This window comes from Kineosporia corallincola (assembly GCF_018499875.1).
In the GTDB taxonomy this organism is placed as follows: Bacteria; Actinomycetota; Actinomycetes; order Actinomycetales; family Kineosporiaceae; genus Kineosporia; species Kineosporia corallincola.
This window is the reverse complement of the sequence record NZ_JAHBAY010000026.1, coordinates 25447-47519: the sequence shown is the minus strand read 5'-3', so window position 1 is coordinate 47519 and position 22073 is coordinate 25447. Positions and strand designations below refer to the sequence as shown.

Here is a 22073-nt window from a genome sequence, read left to right as displayed (position 1 = left end):
CAACGCGGCGTATTTCACCATCCGGTCAGCGCAGATGGTCAGGCGCAGCATGCTGTTGCCCGAACCGGGCAACAGGGCCGGGGCCGGTCTGCCGCAGCTGTTCCGACAGGGCGGAAACCATGACGAGCAGAGCTTCTTCGATGAGATGACGGCCGACCAGCAGCCCGTGACCGGGCTGGACGCTCGCCGCGCCGACCGCACGCTCACCCGTGACCAGGCCCGGGCCGAACTGGAAATCGACCTGACGCGGCTCCTGGCCGGATGGGAGAACTACCTGGCCGACTGCCTGCTGCGGCTGGAGCAGCTGTACGCGTCCCTCCACCCGTCGGCGCGTCCCACCCGGCCGGCCACCGCCGACCCGGCGCTGACCCCGGAACTGCTGACGGCCCAGAAGCTCGGAGCCGGCACCTGGGACCGGATCGGGACGTCCTGGGAACCGGTGGTGGGCGCCGTGGAGGCCGGCGGTCCCGGCACGGCGGGGTTCGTCTACAGCAAGGCCCCCGGTCTGCCGCAGCATGCGTTCGCCGTGCTGCGCTGGGGTGAGCACACCTTCTGGCTGGAATTGCAGAACCAGGAAGGGGAGAGGGTTCTGCCGGAGGGCGAGATCCCGCGGGTGCCGGTGGACGCCCACGCCATCGTGGTGTCCGCAGCCGGTGCGGTGGTACGGCTGGAGGGCGGTCAGGAGCTGACAGCACCGAATTCGGTGACGGCTCAAACGGATCCGGCTACGACACAGCGGGCGGGTCTGAGCCAGGCCATGGGAACGCAGATGACCCTGCCGGAAATCGTTGTGCCGTCCGCGTTGTCGTCCCTACGCGAGCCAGAACCGGCCGGATGGCCCGCGCAGCGGTTCAACTCGCTGGCCGAACTGGTGCAACCGGACTTCACCCACCCCGGCGAGGAGCACTCGCAGGTGAGCGGGTCGCCGACGTACCTCCTGGACCCTGGATCGACGCAACCGGCCAAGGGGCATGTCAACTCACTGGACGCACTGGTGCAGAAGGCTTTCGCGACGCCGGAACTTCCGGTGGGTCCGATCGGGAGCCGGACGAAGCAGTGGACCCCCGACGACGGCCTGCCGGGTCTGCTGGGGGCCTGGATGGCCAGGATCGTGACCGCGATGGACGACGGTGCCGAAACGGACGTCAAGCTGCCCGCCTCGCCGCGTAACCGCTTGCGCAAGAAACACTTTGCCGCAGAGATTCCGCGAGGACGGGCTCCTCTGCACACGAATGACCACAGGACACAACCGCCGTCGCTCACCTCGGTCGATCCGCTCCGGCGCAATCGCCTGGGAGACCTCACCCCTGCCGGGGATCTCAGCCGCCCGGCCAGTGACCCTGCCGCCGCGAGGGCCCGGATCGCGGCCCTGGGCAAGGGCGTGCGCAAGAAGGCCTACCAGACAGCCGACCAGGTGATCGAGGCGCGGCTGCGCTGGCCGGGAATCGGTCCGCAGATCGCGAGCCAGGTCCGGGCGGACGCGGATCTGCGCGACCAGCTCGTGGACCTGCTGATCGTTCACGCGCACCGCACACGGATGGACGTCGAGCAATTGATCGCCGGCCCGTACGTGGACGAGTTCATCACCCGGCTGTCACCACCGGGCGCCGCGAAAACACCTGTGGAAAGCATCATCTCGTCCTCCGCAGTGATCGATTCCGTGGAAACGGGGCTGGAGAAAGGTCGGGCCGGGGCAGGCCGGCACGGTGCCGATCATGCCGGCCTGGTGAGCCTGAGCGGTGGTCACGACGACGCCGGGGCCGGTGACACGGACAGCAGCCGCGCATCCAGTGATCTCAGTGACACTGCGTCGGACGCGGGAAGTCACTGGAGTGAAACGGAATACAGCGAGACGACGAGCCTCGCGGCGCGCCCTGACGGGGCCAAGGGAACCGGCGCCCGCGGTGTCACCGGAGCCGGCGGCACGTCGGCTGCTCAGGCCGGGCCGGAGGCGGAAGCAGACGCCGTGGCGCAGCCGGACGCCGCCCCGGCCCAGCAGGCCAGGCGACCGCAGGCGTCGTGGATGCTCCCCGCCGCGGCGAGCCTGGGATCACCGCGCTCGCGCATGCCGGAAATGGATCAGGTGGTGCCGGCCGTGATCGCCGCGATCGAGGAGGCCGGCGGAGCGGTTTCGGAGAACGACCGCAGCACGTTGCGCGCGCGCCTGCTCACCGCCTACCGCGCCGGTGAGATGACCACCGAGGGCTATCTGATGCCGTTCGACGGCGTCGAGGTCCTGGTCAAGCTGGGACTGGGCAACGCGACCGTCATCACCGACACCGAGGGGGTCTCCCGGGACGTCCTGCCCACGGCCGAAACCCTGCGGGTGCAACTGACGGAGGTGCTCCAGAAGCTGGAGAAGGAGGACCGGCTCAAGCCCCGGCACCTGCGCGAGCTGCGGGAGGTCTACACCCAGGAGATCGACCGGATCGCCGAGCAGCAGGCCCGGGACAGGAAGAGCCACCACCACGCGAACCAGAACACCCTGGGGCAGTTCGCCATCGGCGGTTCCACCCGCAGCGGCACCGGCCTGGCCGGCGCGACCCGGGTCCAGGCCAACTTCAGCATGGTGTTCGCCGCCATCGTGCGGGCCGGCGTCAGCCTCTCGGGCACCATGAACCAGCGGGTGATCTCAACCTCGGCGTTCAAGGACGCCGAGTACGGGCGGGTCATGGACTACCGGGCCGACTCGACGCTCGTGGCCTACGAGCCGCTGTACACGATTCGCACCCGGACCAGCCCGCTCGTGCCCTGGAAGAGAGTCACGCCGAGCTGGAGCACCGACTCCCGGGACAGGGGGACGACCGAGCCGGCCACGACCGCCGAGTCACTCCTCACCTGGATCCCCAGCAACTTGCTGGAAAGCGTGGCCCCTCAGGTCGTTCCGGTCCGGCCGGCTCGTCCTGAGTTCGCGCAGGCGCTCGACGCCGCCAGAAGGAAGTTCCCGGACACCTATTTCGCGTCCGGACTCACCGGGTTGCAGGACCTGTACGAGGGGGTGGTCCGCGAGCTCCACCTCGGCGGCCTGGACGTGCGGCCCGGCAGCACGGAACTGCTCGACCTGTATGCGCAGCTGGTGATGAAACTGTCCGTCAACCTGCACAAGTCGGTCAACGACGCGCACGACGACGCGGGCCGGCAGGCGACGGGCTACGACTTCCTCGTCCACGACCGGAACGGTACGGCAGTCGCCAAGGTGGTGATCCAGTCCGAGAGGGTCCAGCGGGCCCTGTACCGGCAGGTGGTCGTCACCGACGGCGAGGCGCACCTCGAGTCGGTGCTTCACCAGCGGCTGGGCGCGACCAGCGACAAGATGCACATCGAGAAGGTGCGCACGGCGATCGCCGCGTCGTCCGTCACCGAGTCCCTCACCCAGTCCGGAGTGCTTTCCGTCGGTGCGGCCGCCGACGCCCTGCCGGTCGTCCCGGAGGTGACGCTCGGCCCGAACTTCAGGGCCGCCTTCTCGGCGTCGAAGAGCGACTCCGTCAGCGCCGGTAAGACCGGTCTGTGGGTGAACGTGGATCGTTACACCGGGCCCTCGGTGGTCCACCGTGTGGACATGCGTCACCGGGCCGGTATCTCCCTGATCCGGCGACCGGAGAAGGAGATCCGCTGGACCGCCTGGCACGAGGGTGCGGCGATCGTGGTGATGCCGCAGTGGGCGGCCTTCGCCCACGGGTTCTCCGTCGACATGTCGGCACTGGCGACGGGATTCACCGCGACCCGTGCCGAGATCGGCGGCACGCTCTCGGAGGACGGGATGATCGAGTTTCATCCCGGGGCCGTGCCGGAGGAGAAGGTTCCCCGGGAGAAGCGTAATCCGAAGAACCTGCCGATCCGCCTTCGCGCCCAGATCCTCCAGAACCACGGCACGGGAACCGGCCTGCCCACCCTCGAGCCGAGGGTGGCGGAGACCCTGAACCGCCAGGTGAAAGAGGTGCTGAGGGAGGTGGGGCTGCTGTCGCCGGACCCCCTGCGCCCGTTCTCCCGGCGTCATCCCGCCGACAGGCACCGGCTCAGGAAGGGCTGGCTGAAGCTCAACGTCAGTGACCTGCTCGAGAACGAGCGCATCGTCGACAAGTTCCTCTCGACCGACGGCATCGAGGCCCATTACGACCAGATCTTCCAGGACGGGCTGGAAGTCGTCCTGCGTGCCGTGGACCAGATCGGGATCACGCACACGGCAAGGCTTCTCGTCTGGGCCGAGCAGAACCTCGACCCGAACGGCGACTACTACCTCTACACGACACCGCACATGCACAGCGTCAACCTGTCCATCGGATCGACCAGCGCCGGTCACGGTGTCTCCGGATCCCGGAGCATCACCCTGGGCGGCCGGTTCCAGGCCGGCAGCGACCTGCTGCAGATGGTCACGGCCGGCGTGGACCGGCAGTGGACGAAGGGAGCCGGGCAGAGCGGCTCCTTCATCGGGAACTACCCCGAGCTGCTGGAGTCGCCGGGCGACCAGGACGCCGTGAGACTGCCCGGCCGGTTCGGGGCCACCCTCACGTTCGACGACCTGCCGCAGGCCGCTCAGGAGCGTCTGGCCAGGCGGGCCGAGGGGCAGCGCCGGCGCCGGAAGAAGGACCAGTTCCGGATCGCGCGTGACGTCGAAGGCGCCGGCCCGGCGAAACTGCGCAAACGCCGGCCCGAGCCCAGCGACACGGCGCACCCCCGGCCCGGGCGTGAGTCACGCCGGCCGGGCGGGCAGGGAAAGCTGCGCAAGCCCCGGCCGGTGCAGCTGACGCCGGAACAATTGCGTCTGGAGAAGAAGAGGCAGGCGCGCGAACAGCTGGTGCAGGCCCGCGCCGAGCGAGCGGTTCAGCGGGCCGCCGAGCAGAAGACGCTGACCTGGCACAGCGATCCGGTCGAGGGCCACGCCACCGTGTTCGTCCTTCCCGACATCGGCCTGGAGAAGTTCGATCCCCTGGACCCGGCCCTGGACGCGCTTCCTGCGACCGATCCCGCGGTGCTGGAGAAGGCGCTGGTCTACTACCTCGACACCACCGGGCTGGTGCCGCTGCTGCGGGACATGTTCCCGACCCTGACCGGTGTCGGCAAGCTGTCCGACGAGCAGATCGCCAACCTGGGCAGCACCACGATGATGCGCTCGTTCGTCCCGGACTTCCTCCACGACGAGTACCAGACCGGCGGCCTCTTCTCCCCGGGCCTGATCTCCCACACGAACGGTGGCCTGGGGATCAAGGGAACCATCGGACCCTCGTTCTACTCCGGTGCCTCGGACGGCAAGTTCGTCGCCAGCCAGATCCGGCTGTGGCTCAGCCAGGCCTCCCATTCGGAGAGGATCCAGCGCGACTGGGTCTTCTCGGCCGGTGTCCGGGCCGGGGGCCCGCTCAGCGACGGCAGCGCCGTGGGCGCGGTCTCCGGGGAGGTGGACGCCACAGCGCGGGTCAGCCGGGGACAGGGGACGTCCGTGTCGAAGACGCACGGCAAGGAACAACTGCCGCTGAGCTTCTACGACGCCCTCTTCTTCACCACGACCCTGACACTCGACGTCGGCACCGTCGAGCAGGTGGACGGGAAACTGCGGCCCCGCCGGGTGCATCCGGACAGCGAGACCCTCGGACCACGCACCTTCATGTACCTGCTGCCCGTACCCCGGGCACTGGCCGCCTACGGGCGTCACCCGGAGCTCCCGATCGACATCGACGTCGTCCGGAAGTACGTCGCACGCTGGCACGAGGGCGAACTCGTGGCGCTGCGTGAGAACGAGATCCTCGCCGTGCTGGACCGTCTGGAGCGCGAGGCCGCCGATCACGCCGATGCCGGGGCGATCCTGGCCGAGGTGGCGACGTACCGGAAGAAGACCCACAAGGGCGCCCTGGAGCAGTTCCTCGCCACGACCGGCAGGACCGAGCGGGATCTCTTCGTCCCGTTCGGCATGAGAAAGGACAGCCGCCTGCAGGCGCTGGGCATCCACGGGGTGGAGTCGATGGACGTCCGGCCCGGCGAGGTGCCCGGCCCACCCGCCGGGATCGGAGACAGGCCACGGCGGATCCGCGCGGTGGACATCCTGCACCAGGCCGTGGAGCAGGCGGTGCCCGGCCTGATCGGCCTGCGCCGGGCCGACTGGCCGACCGAGCGCATCCCGGAGGTCTGGTACCGCGCGTACCGGGGCGACCAGCCGGTGGTGGGAAAGCTGGCCAACGGCATCGACTTCCTGACCAGCCTGGTCGGCGGCAACCGGGAACAGGCCATGCTCGACGACCTGCTGCACACCCGGGGCGTCACGTTCTACCTGTTCAACCGGATCGGCGGGGTGGCCGCCGACGCCGTCGAGCTGAACATCGGCATGCGGCTCACTACCGATGCCGAGATCACCGGCATGGAGGAGGGAGCAGGTCTGGAGACCTACGCCCACCAGTACGCCGCGTCCAGCCAGTCCACGTCCCGGTCCGTCGCCGGGGGCTTCACCGCTCCCAAGACCGGACTCGGCGGCGAGGGAACCACCTCCGGAACCTCGGGCGGAGGCCAGCTGGACATGTCCGCCGGCCACCGCCGCGAGGTCGTCCAGTCCGCCCAGCACACCCAGGAGCACGTCGGATACGACTGGGAGAGAGGCTTCTACCTCCGCAACGAGTTCGACCTCACCGTCCGGGTCCGCCGCCTGGACATGGTGAACCGGCCCCTGAGCAATGTCGTCGCGGGCCTGACCCGCGACGTCCAGCACCTGGGCGACGAGGTCCTCCACACCTTCGAGGGCACGCTGGTGACCCGCAAACCCGGGTCGGAGATCCTGGCGATCCCGGTGGACGAGTCCCTGCCTCTCGACGACCTGACCCCCGTGCGCCTGGACGCCCTGCCCGCCGACGCGATGGTGGTGGCCGTCGACCTCGACGACGCGGTACCCAGGACCTGGGAGCTGCTGGGCCGCATGTTCGGGCAGGACGCCAACGACCAGTCCGTGCGCTCGGTCATCACCCTGGAACAGCTGCAGGCCCGCGGGCACATGCGCGACCACATCCTGGAGACGATCGGCAAGAAACACCTCGTCATGGAGAACATCTTCGTCGGCGGGGACGAGGGCCGGCGCGCGGCCCTGCGCATGCAGGGAGACTTCTTCCACCCGCGCGTCGTGGCGCAACTGCCCCAGGGCACGGGCGTCGGGCGTTACTCCAAGCACCAGATCGGCACGACGATCGCCAGGAGCGTCGACTCCTGGCGCCCGTCGCTGACCGTGACCCTGGGGCAGAACGGCAACATCACGGACGTCGTCGAGAACGGCGGAACGCGGGACCTGCCCGCACAGGGGCGTGGATCGGGCCCCACGACGACGGCCCCGCCGAACCAGAGCGTCACGTCGAACCCGGCGCTGGACGGTGCCGGCGGGACCGGGGCCGACCTCGCTGCCGACCACGGCGAGGGGGCCCGGGACGCCAACGTCAAACGCGACGAGCACCACCCCAAGGAACAGGGGCCGATGCTGTGGGTGGTCGTGAACTACCTCGGCAACACCGAGATCCAGGCCGTGCGCCGCGGCATGCTGGGCGACGGCCCGACCGGGACGGGCTACAGCGACCGGTTCCTCGGCGAGGCGCACCTGCTGATCTACCGGTCCCAGTACGACGAGCTGCTGCGGTTCTCGCGCCTTCAGGCTCTGCTGGACCGCCACACGCCGACGCCGACGTCCTGGCCGACGACCGGCGAGCACACGCCCCGCTACCACCTCGAGAAACTGCTCAGCCGGGCGGCGCTGGACCACCAGGACCTCCTGGACCGGGCCAACGACGCCTCCCGCTGGCTCATCGAGGACGCCCGGACCCCGCACATGGTCTTGATGTCCTCGGCCGCCCATCAGGTGCACAGCCGCTACGTCGAGGCCGTGCGCTGGGCGGGTGACCAGCTGTCCACCAGCCATCCCGGCCACGCCGCCTGGCTGACCGCCTTCCAGGACCGTCACCGCTCCACGCTGGAGGAGCAGATGTTCGCCCCGCAGGGCCCTCCCGCCGGCGTGGTCGCGCAGCTGAACGCCGCCACGGACGAGCTGCTCGCTCTGGTCGTGGGTGGGGTACCCGGGGTCCGACTGCCGCACGCGCTGACCGTGGCGCCGTCCGTCCCGCTGCCGGTGGCCCGGGTGATCGCTCACAACACCGGCCGGAGCGTGGAACTGAACTACACAGCCGCCGACGGCACCGTGACCCGGCACCGGATCCGTGCCGACGGCAAGGTGCTCGACGCTGTCGGCCGGAAAGTACCGCAGCGCAGCGGCACCCGCCTGCTGCCCTCCGCCTCCGGCGTCACCCCGGTGGCGTCCCTGGTGGTTCCCTCCTTCACCGCCGGCGGATTGCCCGCCTTCCTGCCGCAGGTTCCCGGGAACGCCGGAACCCTGCCGTCGCAAGGGGATCCGCTGCCGGCAGAAGCGGTGACGGCTGAACCGGCCGTGGCCGAACCGGTGGCGGCCACGGCCAGCCGGGAGCAGGCGGGGCCGCCGGTGACCGGGCGGACGGGCACGAGGCTGGCGCCGATCCTCGAGGAGGACGAGGAATCCCTACAGGCGACCGAAGGTTTCGAGGACCAGGTGGTGGCGCCGGGCGATCAGGCCACCGGGAACACCGGATCCCCGGAGATTCCCGCGAGGCTGAAGAGCGAGAGCGGGGAGGAAAACGAGGCCACGGACCGCGGCGATGCCGTCTTCGCCGCGCTGATCGACGCCGGGGCGGCGGTGGCCGGCGGGACCGTCCAGCCGGGAACCGGGGCGGTCGTCGAGCAGACAGCACAACCGGTCACCGGATCCGGCAGTGAACCGGGAACCTCCCACCCGGCCGAGGTATTCGGCGAGGTCCGGCCGTTCGCCGTCGACGCGCTCTTGGCAGGATTCGGGCGGCGGCCGACGGACACATCGGCTGCGACGGCCTTCGGACAGCAATGGAAGGAGATGGTTGACCGGGCACGCACGGCCGTCGAGCGGACGGCAGGGCTGGGTGGGACCTGGCTGGAACGAGTCCAGGAATCGGTGGAGACCGCGGCCACCGCGGTCCACACCGCCTCGGGCGACGAGGATCTGACCGACCCGGACGACACCCGTGTGCTCCGGCTGCGTAGGGAGGTGGTGCCGGTCGTGACCGCCGCGCAGATGGCGGCCGTGCTCTCGGGTTCCCCCTCGCCCCAGGATCTGCCTCGTGCCCTGGAACTTCTGGCCCGAAGCCTGGTCCGGGCACACGGTCTGGGCCGGCCCGACGATCCAGGGCAGCTGACCACCCCCGCGTCCGGCGAGCCCGGCCCTGCAGGTGGGGCGGGCAACAGCGCCCCGCAGTCCGGCCCACCGGACGGCGTGCCTCCCGTGCAGCCCGATGACCACGGCGAGGACAGCGCCGTAGGTCAAGCCACCGCGAGTGCGCCGCGCGGTGCAGTAGCCGGTCCTCCCGCCCGCCGGGCCCCGTCGGGCGCTGATGCCCACCGCCCGCCCGGTCCGCCTCCCGGCGCCGGGCTCCTCCAGGCCCAGGAACGCCAGGCATTCCACGCCGTGACCCGGGCACGTGAAGCACTCGGTGCCGCACGCTCCACCGGAGAGGCGGAGGCGGTCCGGGCGGCCGAGGAGAGGCTGGCCCACGCGTCCGACAGCTACACGAAGGCGATGGAGCAGATCGTCGCCGATCTGGTCGTGCAGCATGATCCGCGGGCCGGCCAGGCCGACCCTGATGTCGGCCAGGTCCTTGACTCCCTGAGCGCGAAACTCGAGCTGTACCGCTGGCAGGGCGTCCTGCGCCGGAGCACGCCGGGCACTCCCGTCGTCCTGAAGCCGGTCGAGTCCGGTTACGACACCCCCGCATGGCGCGCCGGGATGATCGACCGGATCGCGCAGCTCCCGGCGGATCGCTGGAAGGACATCTCGATCGGTGCCTGGCCCCGCTCTCTGTCGCTGGCCGCGATGCTGAACGACGTTCTGGTGCAGCAGGAAACAGCCCTGCCCGTCCCGGACGGCCAGGTGGCCGCGGAGACGGCGCTGGCAGCGCTGCCCGCACCCCCGGAACCGGGGGAGACCGACGCGGGGACATCCTCTCTCGGCGCCTGGGCCGCCGGACGCCTCGCCCAGGAGCTGCTGCCTGTCCTGACCCGGTCCCGGGACGCAGCCCGGGACCACCTCGACGAGCAGCGGTCACGCCGGGCGGCCATGGCCGAGCGATTCCGTGACCTGCCCGGAGTCGGACAGGGAACGCGCGCACGCAGTCGCCTGCGGCAGATCCAGGACACGCTGGAACACCGCGAGCAGATGCTCCGCCGGGCCGTGGCGCTCGCCGGGACGCCGCCTCTGGCGCCCCGGCTCACCCCCGACGCCGTACTGGCCGATGTCCGGAAAGGTGGACGCTGGGACCTGAGCGTACTGAGTGACGAACTGGTCCTGCGGGCTCCCGGTATATCCTTCACCGAGCAGCCGTGGCGTCCCGAGGCAGCGCTGCTGGCCCAGGAGATCGCGGTTCAGATGGGTGAGCCGGTAACGGCCTTCGCCGGGGACGGGACGCCTCCGGCATGGTTCAGTTTCGGGCCGGAAGGCTTCGCCCCGCAACCGGTTTCGGTGCCAGGTCCGGCAGAATTCCTGGCGGCCGCATCCCGGACGGTGGTTCTCGGTTCCGCCCCGCCCGGCGTCCAGGGGTTCGTCTCGCGGCCCACGGCGGACGGGACACTCGAACTTGCCTGGGTGGACGACGACGGTCAGGTCGTGATCGCGGACGGCAGCCGGCCACAGGTCCAGCGGGACCTGGCCCGCCACCTCGGAACCGAGGGAGGCATCCTGGACGGGGTGACCGTCTATGTGGCGGATCTTCCGGAACCGGTGGCACGGAAGATCGCTCTGGACAACAAAATCCGTCTGCGTTTTACGGCGGAGCCGCTCCGGGTCGCCCGGGACGGCACAATCGTGGTACAGCCGGTTCCCGGCACGACCACGACCCGAGGCTGGCTGGAAGCCGGCACCGATGGGACGGTGGTCGTCACCGGGAAAATCCTCAGCCCGTCCCCGCCTTGGGAGACAGATCTGGCCGAGGCTGATTTCGCTGAACCACTCACCGTGATCGACGAACTGAAGATGCCTCACCAGTTCTACCTACATCGCGTGCCGTCCGGTATAGCTGTAACCGACGGTGCTTTCGCCGGTCCCGGGATTCTGGCGACCGATCCCGGAAACCGCCCTCTGGTCACGGTGGACGTCCGGGACTACGCGATGCTGGTAGGGATCAGGGAGGCATTGGCCGGCCGGTACCCCTTCCTGGTGGGCGTCCCGTACGCCGCCGGGCCGAGCATCTCAGTTCTCCCCGTTTTCGGCAGTTCCGGGGACCGTCCGCCTGGTGACGGGCTGATCTGGCGTCTTCCCGCGCAGGCGGCGGTGTTCCAGCCCGATGTCAGCGCGATGCGGCACGCCACCCCGGCTCGTCCGGTCTCGCACGTGGGCGTCTTTCTGCGGGACGTTTCCGAGGTGACGGCGGACCAGCTGAGGAGCCTGCTCGACGGGTTCCGGCCGCTGACGGAGAGCGAGACGCAGCAGCTACGGACGGCGCAGCACCAGGTGCATGCCCTGGCCGGCGGCCTCGAGACCCCCCAGCAGACCAGGAACGTCCGCGAGGACCTGAAGGATTCACTGGCCCGGGTGCCTGCTGCCTCGGAAAGGATTTCTGGGCAGGACATTCTGGATCTGGTGGCGCACGGGCAGAATCTGGCCCGGGTGGTCCGTGCCTTTCCGGAGTCCTTCGCCGAGGCCCGGGAGTACACCGTGCCCGTGCCCGAGCAGGGCCCCCAGCCTGTTCCTGGCCGGACGGTGGCATCGGTCCGGGTGCTGGAATACACGATGCGCAGCCGTCTGCTGGCGCACGAGCGGACCACCTCCGGTGACCTGGAGCGCATCCGCCGGGATCAGGAGGACCCCGACGGTAGCCTGTGGAACGCCTCCGGTCCGATCGACGTGGACGGTGAGATCTGGTATGTGCACCTGCGATCCGAACCGGTCCGCGATGGTCGCCCCGTCCACCGCACGATCCACGTCTGGTCACCGGTCGGCCCGGAGGGCCAGAAGCGGTATGACCCGGATGCCTCGAACTTCTGGTCGGACGCCAACCGGCTCACCATCGACCACGAACTGGGTCACCAGGCAGCCGGACTCGATGACGCCTACCCCGACCCGCAGCAGGTGAAGGGACAGGATCCGCTGCGCCGGAGAGAGATTCGGATCCATGCGCGGGGATCTGCCGCGGCCCGTGGAGGACCGGAGACCCGGCCACCGTCGAGGGTGGCCGCGCCCGATGCGCTGATGCACGCCGCTCACCTGGATCCGGCCACCGTGATACGCCCGTCACCGCGGGACTACCTGACGCTGATTCAGCGGTACCGTGCCGGTGATCAGGCCCGGATGGAGGCTCTGGGCCGGGTGCAGGACCGGTACTGGACCGATGTCGTCCCGGCTCTGGAAAGGCTGGACGAGACTGCGGAGCATCAGCTGCCCGGCGAACCGTTGCGTGCCGCTCTGGCCGCGGCCCAGCAGGCGTGGACAGGACAGGCAGAGTTCGCCGAGGCCCGGCTCGCCGAGATCGTGCGCGAGCGGGACGCGTCCACCCCCTTCTCGTCGGCGTACCGGGCCGCGCTGACCGAGGCCCAGCTGCTGCGGCAGGAGGCCGATCTGGCCCGTGATCAGGTGCTGGGTCTGGGTTCTCGGCACGGGCAACCGACCATGCCGGTGTGGGACGGCGGCCGGCTCGACCTTGATCGGCAGTCCGGTGAGTACATGCTGAGCTATCCGCAGGAGCAGTCCCGTCCCCGTTCTCCGGACGTGACGCCGGCGAGAGCCGATTTCCGCCTGCTGGACCGGCTCGCCAGGGCCCTGAGCCGCCCGGTCGTGGTGGACCTGGACTCGCTCACCGATAAGCACTCGGTGAAAAGACCCGTCAAACCCACCGGCAGTCATGTGCGGTTCCGGCCGGACGGCACAGACCCCGAAATGGCAGGGATCGCAAGGGATCTCTTCCGGGCCGGCCATCCGCTGGTACGGGATCCGGCCGGCGGTGCCGCGGTGTTCCGTCTGGACGACGCGACCGTGCGGGTGTTGCCGGCCGGGGTCTCCGTCAGTTTCCCCGGCGATCCGCATCCGGGGATGGACGAGTCCCGGACGATACCGCGCGATGACGGGCTGCACGTCCTGGTCGGGGGGCTGGCCGAAGGACCGGACGACCGTCAGGGGGCCGAGGGACGAGAACTGTCCGCCCGGCAGCGCCAGACCCTGCGGACGATCCTGGCCTGGTTCGATGTGGAGCGCCAGCCATTCGTCTGGGTAGAGGGTTACGGCACCGTGACCCGGCTCCAGGACTGGTTCCGGGACGTCACGGACTGGACGGCCGTCGCCCCGCGCACCCGTGAAACTTTCACGAGGGTGCCGCCGGAGCCGTTGCGCTGGCCCTACGAAGGGGAGGGGGCCTCCCGCCCGGCGCCGCCGGGTTCTGGTGGGCGCGCCGCGTTGTCGGTCCCGGCGACGGCACATCGGCCGAGGACAGCCCCACCGGCCCCTGCCAACCAGATGCCGTCTGCGCCTCTGCTGGACGCGCACCACTTCGAAACCCTCGAACGGCAAGCGTTCCGGGCCGTTGAGGCGGCCCGGCAGACAGCCGCCCTTGCCCGTGACACCGGTGACCCCCAGGCGCTCCGCGCCGGCGAGGAGGCACTGACACGAGCCTTGGACACCTACACGGCGACCATGGAAGACGTCGTCCCCGAGCTGATCGAGCAGCGGAACCTGCGCAGCGGCCGGGACCGGGCCGCCTTCGGCCTGGCCACAGAGCCGCTGAACGCGAAGATCGAGCTGTTCCGCTGGCAGAGCGTCCTGCGGCGCAGCTCGCCGGGCAGCGCAGTGGTGCTGAAACCGGTGGAGTCGGCACACGACACACCTGCATGGCGGGCCGGGATGATCGACCGGATCGGGCAGCTGCCGGCCGACCGATGGCCGGACATCTCCGTGGGCACCCGGCTACGTCAGCTGCCGCTGGTCGTCATGCTGAATGACTCTCTGGTGCAGCAAGATTCATCGGTCCCGCGCTCGCCGGCGGCGGCCGTCGCGGAGGAGACGCTCTCGGCGCTGCCCGGGCCCACGGACGACGCGGTCGTCGAATCCCGCCTCACCGCCTGGGCGGCCGGTCAGGCGGTGAGGCGGCTGGAGCGCGTGCTGTCCGGATCACGCGACGCGGCACGGGAGCACCTGAGCCTGCGCACCTCTCGCCTGACGGCCCTGGTTCAACGGTTCCCGGGGGTGAAGGGCTCGGGAAAGGGAACCCGGGTGCAGGCCTGGATGCGACAGGCCGAAGAGATCCTGCGGCGGCGGGAGGAACTGGTTGACCGGGCCGGGCAACTCTCGAGCGCCCAGCCACGGGCGCCCCGGCTCACCCCGCAGGAAATGGTGGCCGACCTGCGAAGCGGTGACCGATGGGATCTGGGCGTCGTCGACGGGGAGGCGCTCCTGCACGCGCCGGGCGCATCCCGCTCCGAGCAGCCCTGGCGGCCCGAGGCGGCGCTGCTCGCCCAGGAGATGGCCACACAGGCAGGCCGGCCAGTGACTGCCTTCGCCGATCTCGCAGACGGATTTCTCCCGTCCTGGTTCAGTTTTCAGCCGGACGGTTCAGCGCCGAGGCCGGTCCCGCAGCCCCGTGCCGAGTACGACTCCGAGTCCGGGGCCGGCCCGACGGCCCGGCGCCGTGCCGTGGCGCTGCTGAAAGTAACCGTCCCACCCGCCGTTCGTGGCTTCACCGCACAGCGGTCACCGCAGCGGACGGCCCAGGTGGCCTGGGCGAACGACAGGGGGCAGGTGACGATCGCGAACGGCAGCCTGTTGGAGAATCAGCGTGACCTGGCCCGGTATGTCGCAGCCCAGGCGCGAGCGCTGGACGGCGCGACGCTGTACGTGGCCGGCCTGCCGATTCCTGTGGCCCGTAAAATGGCCCAAGACAACGGGATTCGTCTCAACTTCACGGAGGACGGGCTGGGAGTGTCCCGTGGCACGGTAACGGTTCAGCCGGTGACGGGCACCACGACGACGCGGGGCTGGCTGGAGGCCGGACCCACTGGGACGGTCACCGCCACCGGACGGCTGCTCGACCCGTCACCTGCCTGGGAGGAGGCGCTGGCCCGGCAGACCCTGCCGTCCTCGATCGTGGTCATCGACGCCCAGGGGCTGGAGTACGTCCTCCATCTTCGCCGTATCCCGGCCGGCATAGCGGTCTCCCAGGTGGCCGGGCGGGACCTGGAGGCGGACGCCATCCCCGTCCCGGGCCGGCCCCAGCGAGGCTCCGGCCACCGTCGCCTGAGGCGGCGCCTGCGCCCCACCGACGCCATCCTGATCAGTTACGACGTCTCCGATCCGGTGCTGGAGGAACTGGCCCATGAGCAGCTGCTGCGCATCCTGCCCGAGCCGGCCCGGATCGGCATGCGTCGCCTGAGCACAGCGCCGTCGGTACCCTCGTACTCCCGCGCGGGGCGCCAGGCGTTCGGCGACGCCCCGTCGCTGCGGATGCCGATGGCGCCTGCCACTGACGTGCAGCCCCCCGTCATCACCGACGCCCTGCGGGCGGCCAACCCCGGCCGGCTCGTCAGCCTGCCCCAGCTCCGGCGCTCGGAGATCGAGACGGAACCGCTGTCGTGGTGGCCGGCGCTCAGCGCCGGCGACCTGCCCCCGGCGATCGTCCAGCACCTCGTCACGGCGATCCGGCGGTTGCAGCCCGCGCTGAGCTCAGGGGCCGAACAGCAAGGGAACGCGATGACCCAGCTGCGGGCGCTCCTGGACCGGGCGCGGACGCAGCCGGAACTGGGTGTCGACGCACGGTACCTGGTAGAGCGGATCGAGCTGACCAGCAGGCTGGACGACACGTTCGGCTTCTATCCCTCCCCCCAGTACCGGGCTCGTGTGTACCGCCTCCCGGGACATCTGCCACTGCTGGAACTGACCACCCGCACCAGACATCGCCGGCGCCAGACGACGACCGAGAGCGAACTGAGCGCCTGGCAGGTTCGTGGAGCCGGAGGCAGGAACAAGCACCTGAACGGGCATGGCCCGGTGACATTCAACGGTGAAATGTTCTTCGTCCGGATGCGGGTCGAGCATGCGGCCGAAGGCAACCTATCGGCCGACGATGTGATGAACGTATGGCCACCCATCGATCCCGAGGGTCGGGAGAGGCTTGAGCAGGACAGCGGCAACCTCCGCTCCGATGCGTCGGGTTCCATGATCTCCCACGAGTACGGCCACCACTTCGGTCTGCCCGACCGGTATCCCAACCGGGGAACTCGGCCGGACGACCCGCTGCGCCACGAGAGACTCCGGGTGCGCCCGGACCGGCATCTGGAGGACTCATCGGAAATCCGCGTCGTCCGTCCCTCGACGCATCTGGATCCGCTCGGGGCACTGATGCATGACAACGAGATCATCACCGCACGCGACCTTTTCATGATTCTGGAGGCGGTCGAGGCCGGAGACCAGGCACCCCCGCTGCGGCTACGGCGGTCTCACGAGCGATACGAACGACACGTGGCTCCCGCCGCCAGCCACTACGAGCACACCCGGCGGGAGGTAGCCGCCGGCCGGGCCACACCGCAAGAGCTGCATGCAGCCGGCGACCGGCTTTATCGCGAATGGCGGCGGCAGGCACGGCAGTTGCGCCGGTTCCGGGCTCACCTGACCCGACCGGATCCGGCATCGACGGGCCCGGCCCACGAGGCCCAGCGCTCGCATGAGGCCGAACGCATCGATCACGAGATCGAACTGGCCGAGCAGCAGGCGCTGCGGTCCGCGGTGCTGGCCGGTCAGAGCCGGATCTCCGCCCCGGGGGGCGGGTACCTGATTCCCCGGCCCGACGGCGTCCACACCCTGGAGTGGAACGGTCTGCGCCCCCGGCCGACACCCGAACAGGTCTGGGCCATGGCTGACGGTCTCGGCCTGCCGGTGGTGATGGATTTCTACCCGGACGGCACCGCCCGCCCGGGGGAGGCAGACGTGGCCATGGCCACCGGGATGAAGGTCTGGCCCGGAGGACGGAGCGCTCCGCTGCTGACCGGTGTGGCGGTGAACTGGTTCCTGCCGGGCAGGTTCGCCCCTGACATGTGGGCAGACACTATGTTCACCGTGAATGGTGTTCCGGTCCGCATGGTGGCCTCCGGCCTGGTGCTCTCCCTCCCCGGCGCCCCCCACCTCGGGTACGACCCGGACTACAAGCCCCTGGTACCGGGGGAGCTCATGCTGCACGTGCCAGGGTATCCCCGTCTGACGCCTCAGCACCGAACCGTCCTGCGCGCGGTCCTGGACGGTCTCCAGCCGGGGTACCGGCAGGCCGTCGCCATCTACGTCCCCCGGAGCCGGCTCCGGGGGACGAGAACGACAGGAAACTCCAGCCGCTCATCGTTGCCGCAGGCGGAGCGGTCCCGGCAATGGTTGGAGGCCGACGACGATGTGCGGGGTGGTGCGAGCCGCGATCCGGAGTGGCTGGACGAGAGTATGCCTGGTGCAGGCGGGTGGCGCCCACTCGGCGAGCTTCCGGAGCAACTGCGGTCTGAAGACGGCTGGGGTCAGCAAGTGGACCTGCGGGGGCCGCAGGTCGTCGTGCGCAGTCCGGCCGGGCGACTGCTGGAAGCCGAGGAGATCGGGCTCGGGGAGCTGCTTGCCGAGAACCCTGACGAATCACATGTTGCATCAGGCTTTCTCGGACTGGCTCCGCAAGACACTGCGCTGGAACTCAGCGACGAGAGCACCGGTGCCGCGGGCGTCCCCGAGGTCGGCGCGCCACCGCGAGAAGCTCAGTACTTCCTGGACGAGGAGGCCCGGCTGTACCGGGACGTCGACGCAGCCCGTCAGGCCAGCGACGATGCAGCGGCCCAAGGGGACCGGGACGCCGTCGGGAGGGCTCAGGACCAGCTCGCCCAGGCACACACGGATTACGTCGCCCGACTGGGTGCCTTGTTTGCTGAATTGTTGTCGCAGAACGAGTCTCAGGGGGAGGTGCCGAGACCGGAGTTCGCCCGGGCGGTGGAGACGCTGGGATCGAATCTCCAGTTCCACGGCTGGATCGGCAAGGTGCGGGGTACCGCACCGGGTCAGCCCGTCGTCCTGTACCCGGTTCACACCGGTGAGCCGCCGGCCCGGCAACGGACCCGGATGACCGACCACCTCGCCGCTCTGCCGTGGGAACGCTGGACGGATCTACGGATCGCCGAGCCGGGCCGGGCGCCCCAGCGGCTGGCGACCTGGCTGAACGCCGGCCTGCCCGAGCCGTCGGCCGCCGTCTCACTGACAGTGGACCTGGCCCAGGCGGATGCCGACCTGCGCAACCTGCCGGAGGCCCCCGAACCCGGGCCCTCGCGTTCCCCACAAGAGGATCTGCCGATGTGGGCAGCCGCTCAGGTGGCCCGGCGGCTGCGGCCCGAACTGGCAGCGGCCCAGGAGATCGCGCGAGCCCGGTTGACAGACCTCGGGAAACCGGACGACGAGCGGACGGCGCTGGCCCGGCGGTTCCTGGGCCTGCCGGGAATCGCCCTCGACTACACATCCGGAGCCCGATGGCAGCAGGCCCGGACATCGCTGGGGTACTGGCAGACACGGGTACTGCGGGCGGATGCGCTGATGGCAGCCGGAGCGACTCGCCCTTCCATCACGGCACGGGCCCTGACCCCCAGCGGCATCGGCTCTGATGTCGCGCTGGGAGACCGCTGGATCCTGACCGCCGACGCGAAGGGCGTCACTGTGCTGCGGGCGACAGGGGTTGCGACGGCCGATCAGCCTCTCCGGCCGGAATCCGGTGTCCTGGCCCAGGAGATCGCCCGGATCACCGCACGCCCGGTGACGGCGTTCGCGGACCGGGGCGACGGCCAGGGCCCGGCATGGCTGAGCTTCCGCCCCGACGGAACCCGTCCACAGCAGATGCCCCACCCGGAGCTGGAGCCGGCTTCCGTCCGGGATCGTCCGCAGGCCGACTCGCGGGACCCCCTCGTGGCGGCACCCGACCCGGCGGAGGCATCCACCCTTCCGATCCGGCTGGCCCCGGACGAATGGCCGATCTCACCCGACGTCCCGGGCACCGCGATGCGGAGCCGCCCGGACGGCGGGCGGGACGTGGCTCTCACCGACGAGCAGGGCCGACCGGTGATCGCGGACGCGGGCCGTCCGCAGGTACAGGCACGACTGAGGTCGCTCTTCTCCGCGCACGGGGCAAACCTGCGGGGGGCCACCCTGGTGGTGGCGAACCTGCCCGTGCACGTTGCCCGGGAACTGGCCGAGAACGCGCGCGTTCCGTACACGTTCGCGGCCGAAGACCTGAAGGTGCACGAGGACGGGCGGGTGGAGGCGCAGCCGGTTGCCGGCACCGAATGGACACGCGGCTGGCTCGAGGTCACCCTCGGACCGGACGGCACGTCCGACGTCCATCCCGACCGTCGCGTCCTGCTGCCCGGTGCGGCGTGGGAGTTTTCGGTCGGCGCGATTCCCGAAGGCGACGTCTTCGTGGTGCACGACGTCTTCGAGGTGGCCCATCAGCTGTATGTGCACCGGGTCCCCGTGGGGATGGCCGTGACGCAGACGCCTGCGCTGGGGGACGCGGTCAAGCATCAGACGCTGAATCCCGCGACGATGAAAGTCGTTCTGGACATTGCCGACAGCCACGTCTTCCAGCTGGTCACGAACGAGCTCGCGGATGTCTACGACTGGCTGGACGACGTGGACCACCAGATCGTGCCGGGTCCCAGGTACTCGCCGGTGCCGGCCTATTCCACCGCCGGGCCGCAGATACCCGCGGAAGGGCCGGTCTGGCGGCTGCCGTCCGAGGTTGCCGGCTGGGACCCGATGCATCCCGGCCTGGAACGGCGGACCGGCCCGGTGAGGAGGGTCTCGGCCGAGATGGTGATGGCACTGTCCGGCAGCGGCGTCGCCGGTTTCGGCAGGCTCTCGGATCTGCTGCGCACTCCGGGGCCTCTGCTGGTGGAACAGGTGTCCCGCCTGCGCCTGGCCCAGCTCCAGCTGGAGGTGCGGTTGCCTGGACTGGCGCGCCGGCGCACCGGCGACGTACGGGCGGATCTGGAGAGCGCCCTGGCCGATGCCGTGGCCGGCAGTAGGTACTCCCGGGCGGAGTTGCTGACCCAGGCACAGAGGGCCGAGCAAATGGCGTACTCGCTCCACACACACCCCTTGGCCCAGTTCTGGACGCGTGCCCACACGGTGACCGTGCCGGAGGGGGACCATCCGGTACCGGGACGCGAGGTGAGAGAAGTCGTCGTCGTCGAGGCCTCCGTCCGCATCCGTCGCGCGCGGCACGACCGGGTGACTCTGGAAGACCTCTACCTCCTCCACCAACTGGATCACGTGTGGAAAGCCGATTCCTGGAACCGGTCCGGGCCCGTGATACGCAACGGCGTCGTGTACTACCTACGGGCCAGGACCGACGCTGTCCTCGACGGTGGCCCGGCGGATGTGGTCCAGCACGTCTGGTCACCGGTCGACGGCCGGGGCGTGCAACGCGAAACGCAGAACTACGTCAACCTCCGCATGGACGCCAACGGGCGAACCCTCCAGCACGAGTTCGGGCACCTGCTCAATGCCCTGGATCACTATTCGAGTGCCTACCGATCCGGAACAGTGTCCGACGCGTTGGCGGCAACCTCGGTCCGCCTGCATGCAGCCGGCTCCGAGGCAGCGGCGGGAGGGCCGGAGACCCGGCTGCCCACCCGGATCCAGTCCGGCTTCGCGTTGATGAACAGCACCCGGTACCCCGATACCCGGACGGCTGCCGAGATGGCTGAGGAGAAACGGGAGACGCGGGCCTGGAGGGCGAGGAACGACGAGGCCGTACGGCAGGGCCGGGAACCCGAGGACATGCCGTTGCGGCCGATGCGGGCGACCCCCCGTGAGGTCCTGCTGGTCGTCGAGGCCCACCTGGCCGGCGACGCCGCTCCCCTGGAACGTCTCGGCGCGTTCGGTCAGCTGTTCGAGGACGTGGTCGGCGAGGCCGCGGCGAAGGTCGCCCGGCTGAGGTCGGCCGCGTCGCCACCGATCACCGCGGAGGTCGACCGGGCCGAGCGGGAACTGCGCAGTGCCTGGGAGGAACTGGCCCGGCGGGCCGAGCCGCTGTACGCCGCCGTCCAGGCCGACTTCGCCGGCTCGCGGCCCCGGTCGGCCCGGCGCGCGGCAGTCGTGGAGGAGGCTCACCGGCTGAGGCAGGAGATCGACCACGCCTGGGACCAGGCCCTGAAGTGGGCCGGGCACCTGGCGGAACCGGCCATCCCGCTTCCCGGTATCGGCCGGCTCCTGCTGAACTCTCCCAGCACCGGATACCGGCTGGAGCCGGAGACCACCGGTTCGCCGGCCCCGATCCAGATCGACCTCGTCGACCGGCTGGCCCGTGCCCTGGAGCGGCCGGTGACCGTCGAGCTGGCCGCGCTGACCGAGGCCGTCCCGGCTGATCACCCGGCCGTAGCCGCGGTGGCCCGAGCGCTGCGCTTCGACCAGGACGGTGGCGATCCCGAACCGGTGGACGTCGCCACGGACCTGTTCCGGCCAGGGATGCTGTCGCGGGGGACGCGTCCCGGATCGTTCACCCGGGACGACGCCGTCGTGGCGGTCGTCGCGTCGGGCCTGTACCTGTGGTTCCCCCGTGCCGACGGCACCCGCCCGCATCCCGGTCTGGACGTCTACCGGCAGCCTCCGCGGCCCGGGCGGCTGATCGTGCATCTGCCCGGGTCCGCGGAACTGACCCCGCAGCAACGGGCCACCGCGCGAACCGTCCTGGGCGCCGTGACGAGCGCCCGTTCCACCGGGGCCGTGGTGCTGGGGAACGGCTTTCAGAGCCAGTTTGCCGACTGGCTGTCCGTGTCCGACCCGCAGGACCCGATTCCGGCCGGCACCCGGATCGTGCCTGATGCCCAGAAGCGGCCTCCCACCTGGCCCTTTCGGCCGGGGACACCGACGGCGCACGCCTCCTCCCTGCCTGACCTCGGCTGGACCACGCCGTGGAGCAACCGCCCACGCCCGAGTTCTTCCACGGATGTGCACCCGCTGTGAACGGAACCGGGTTCGTGCCCGTAGACGTGGATGACACGTCCCCGGGCGAATG

Annotated in this window: 1 protein-coding gene; it reads left to right on the top strand. The window is 70.4% G+C overall.

The window, feature by feature from the left end; translation table 11 throughout:
• Positions 1-34 precede the first annotated feature (34 nt).
• Positions 35-22021: a hypothetical protein gene (locus KIH74_RS35275; RefSeq protein ID WP_214160801.1), complete on the top strand. Its 21987-nt coding sequence runs from the start codon at positions 35-37 to the stop codon at positions 22019-22021.
• Positions 22022-22073: the final 52 nt, after the last annotated feature.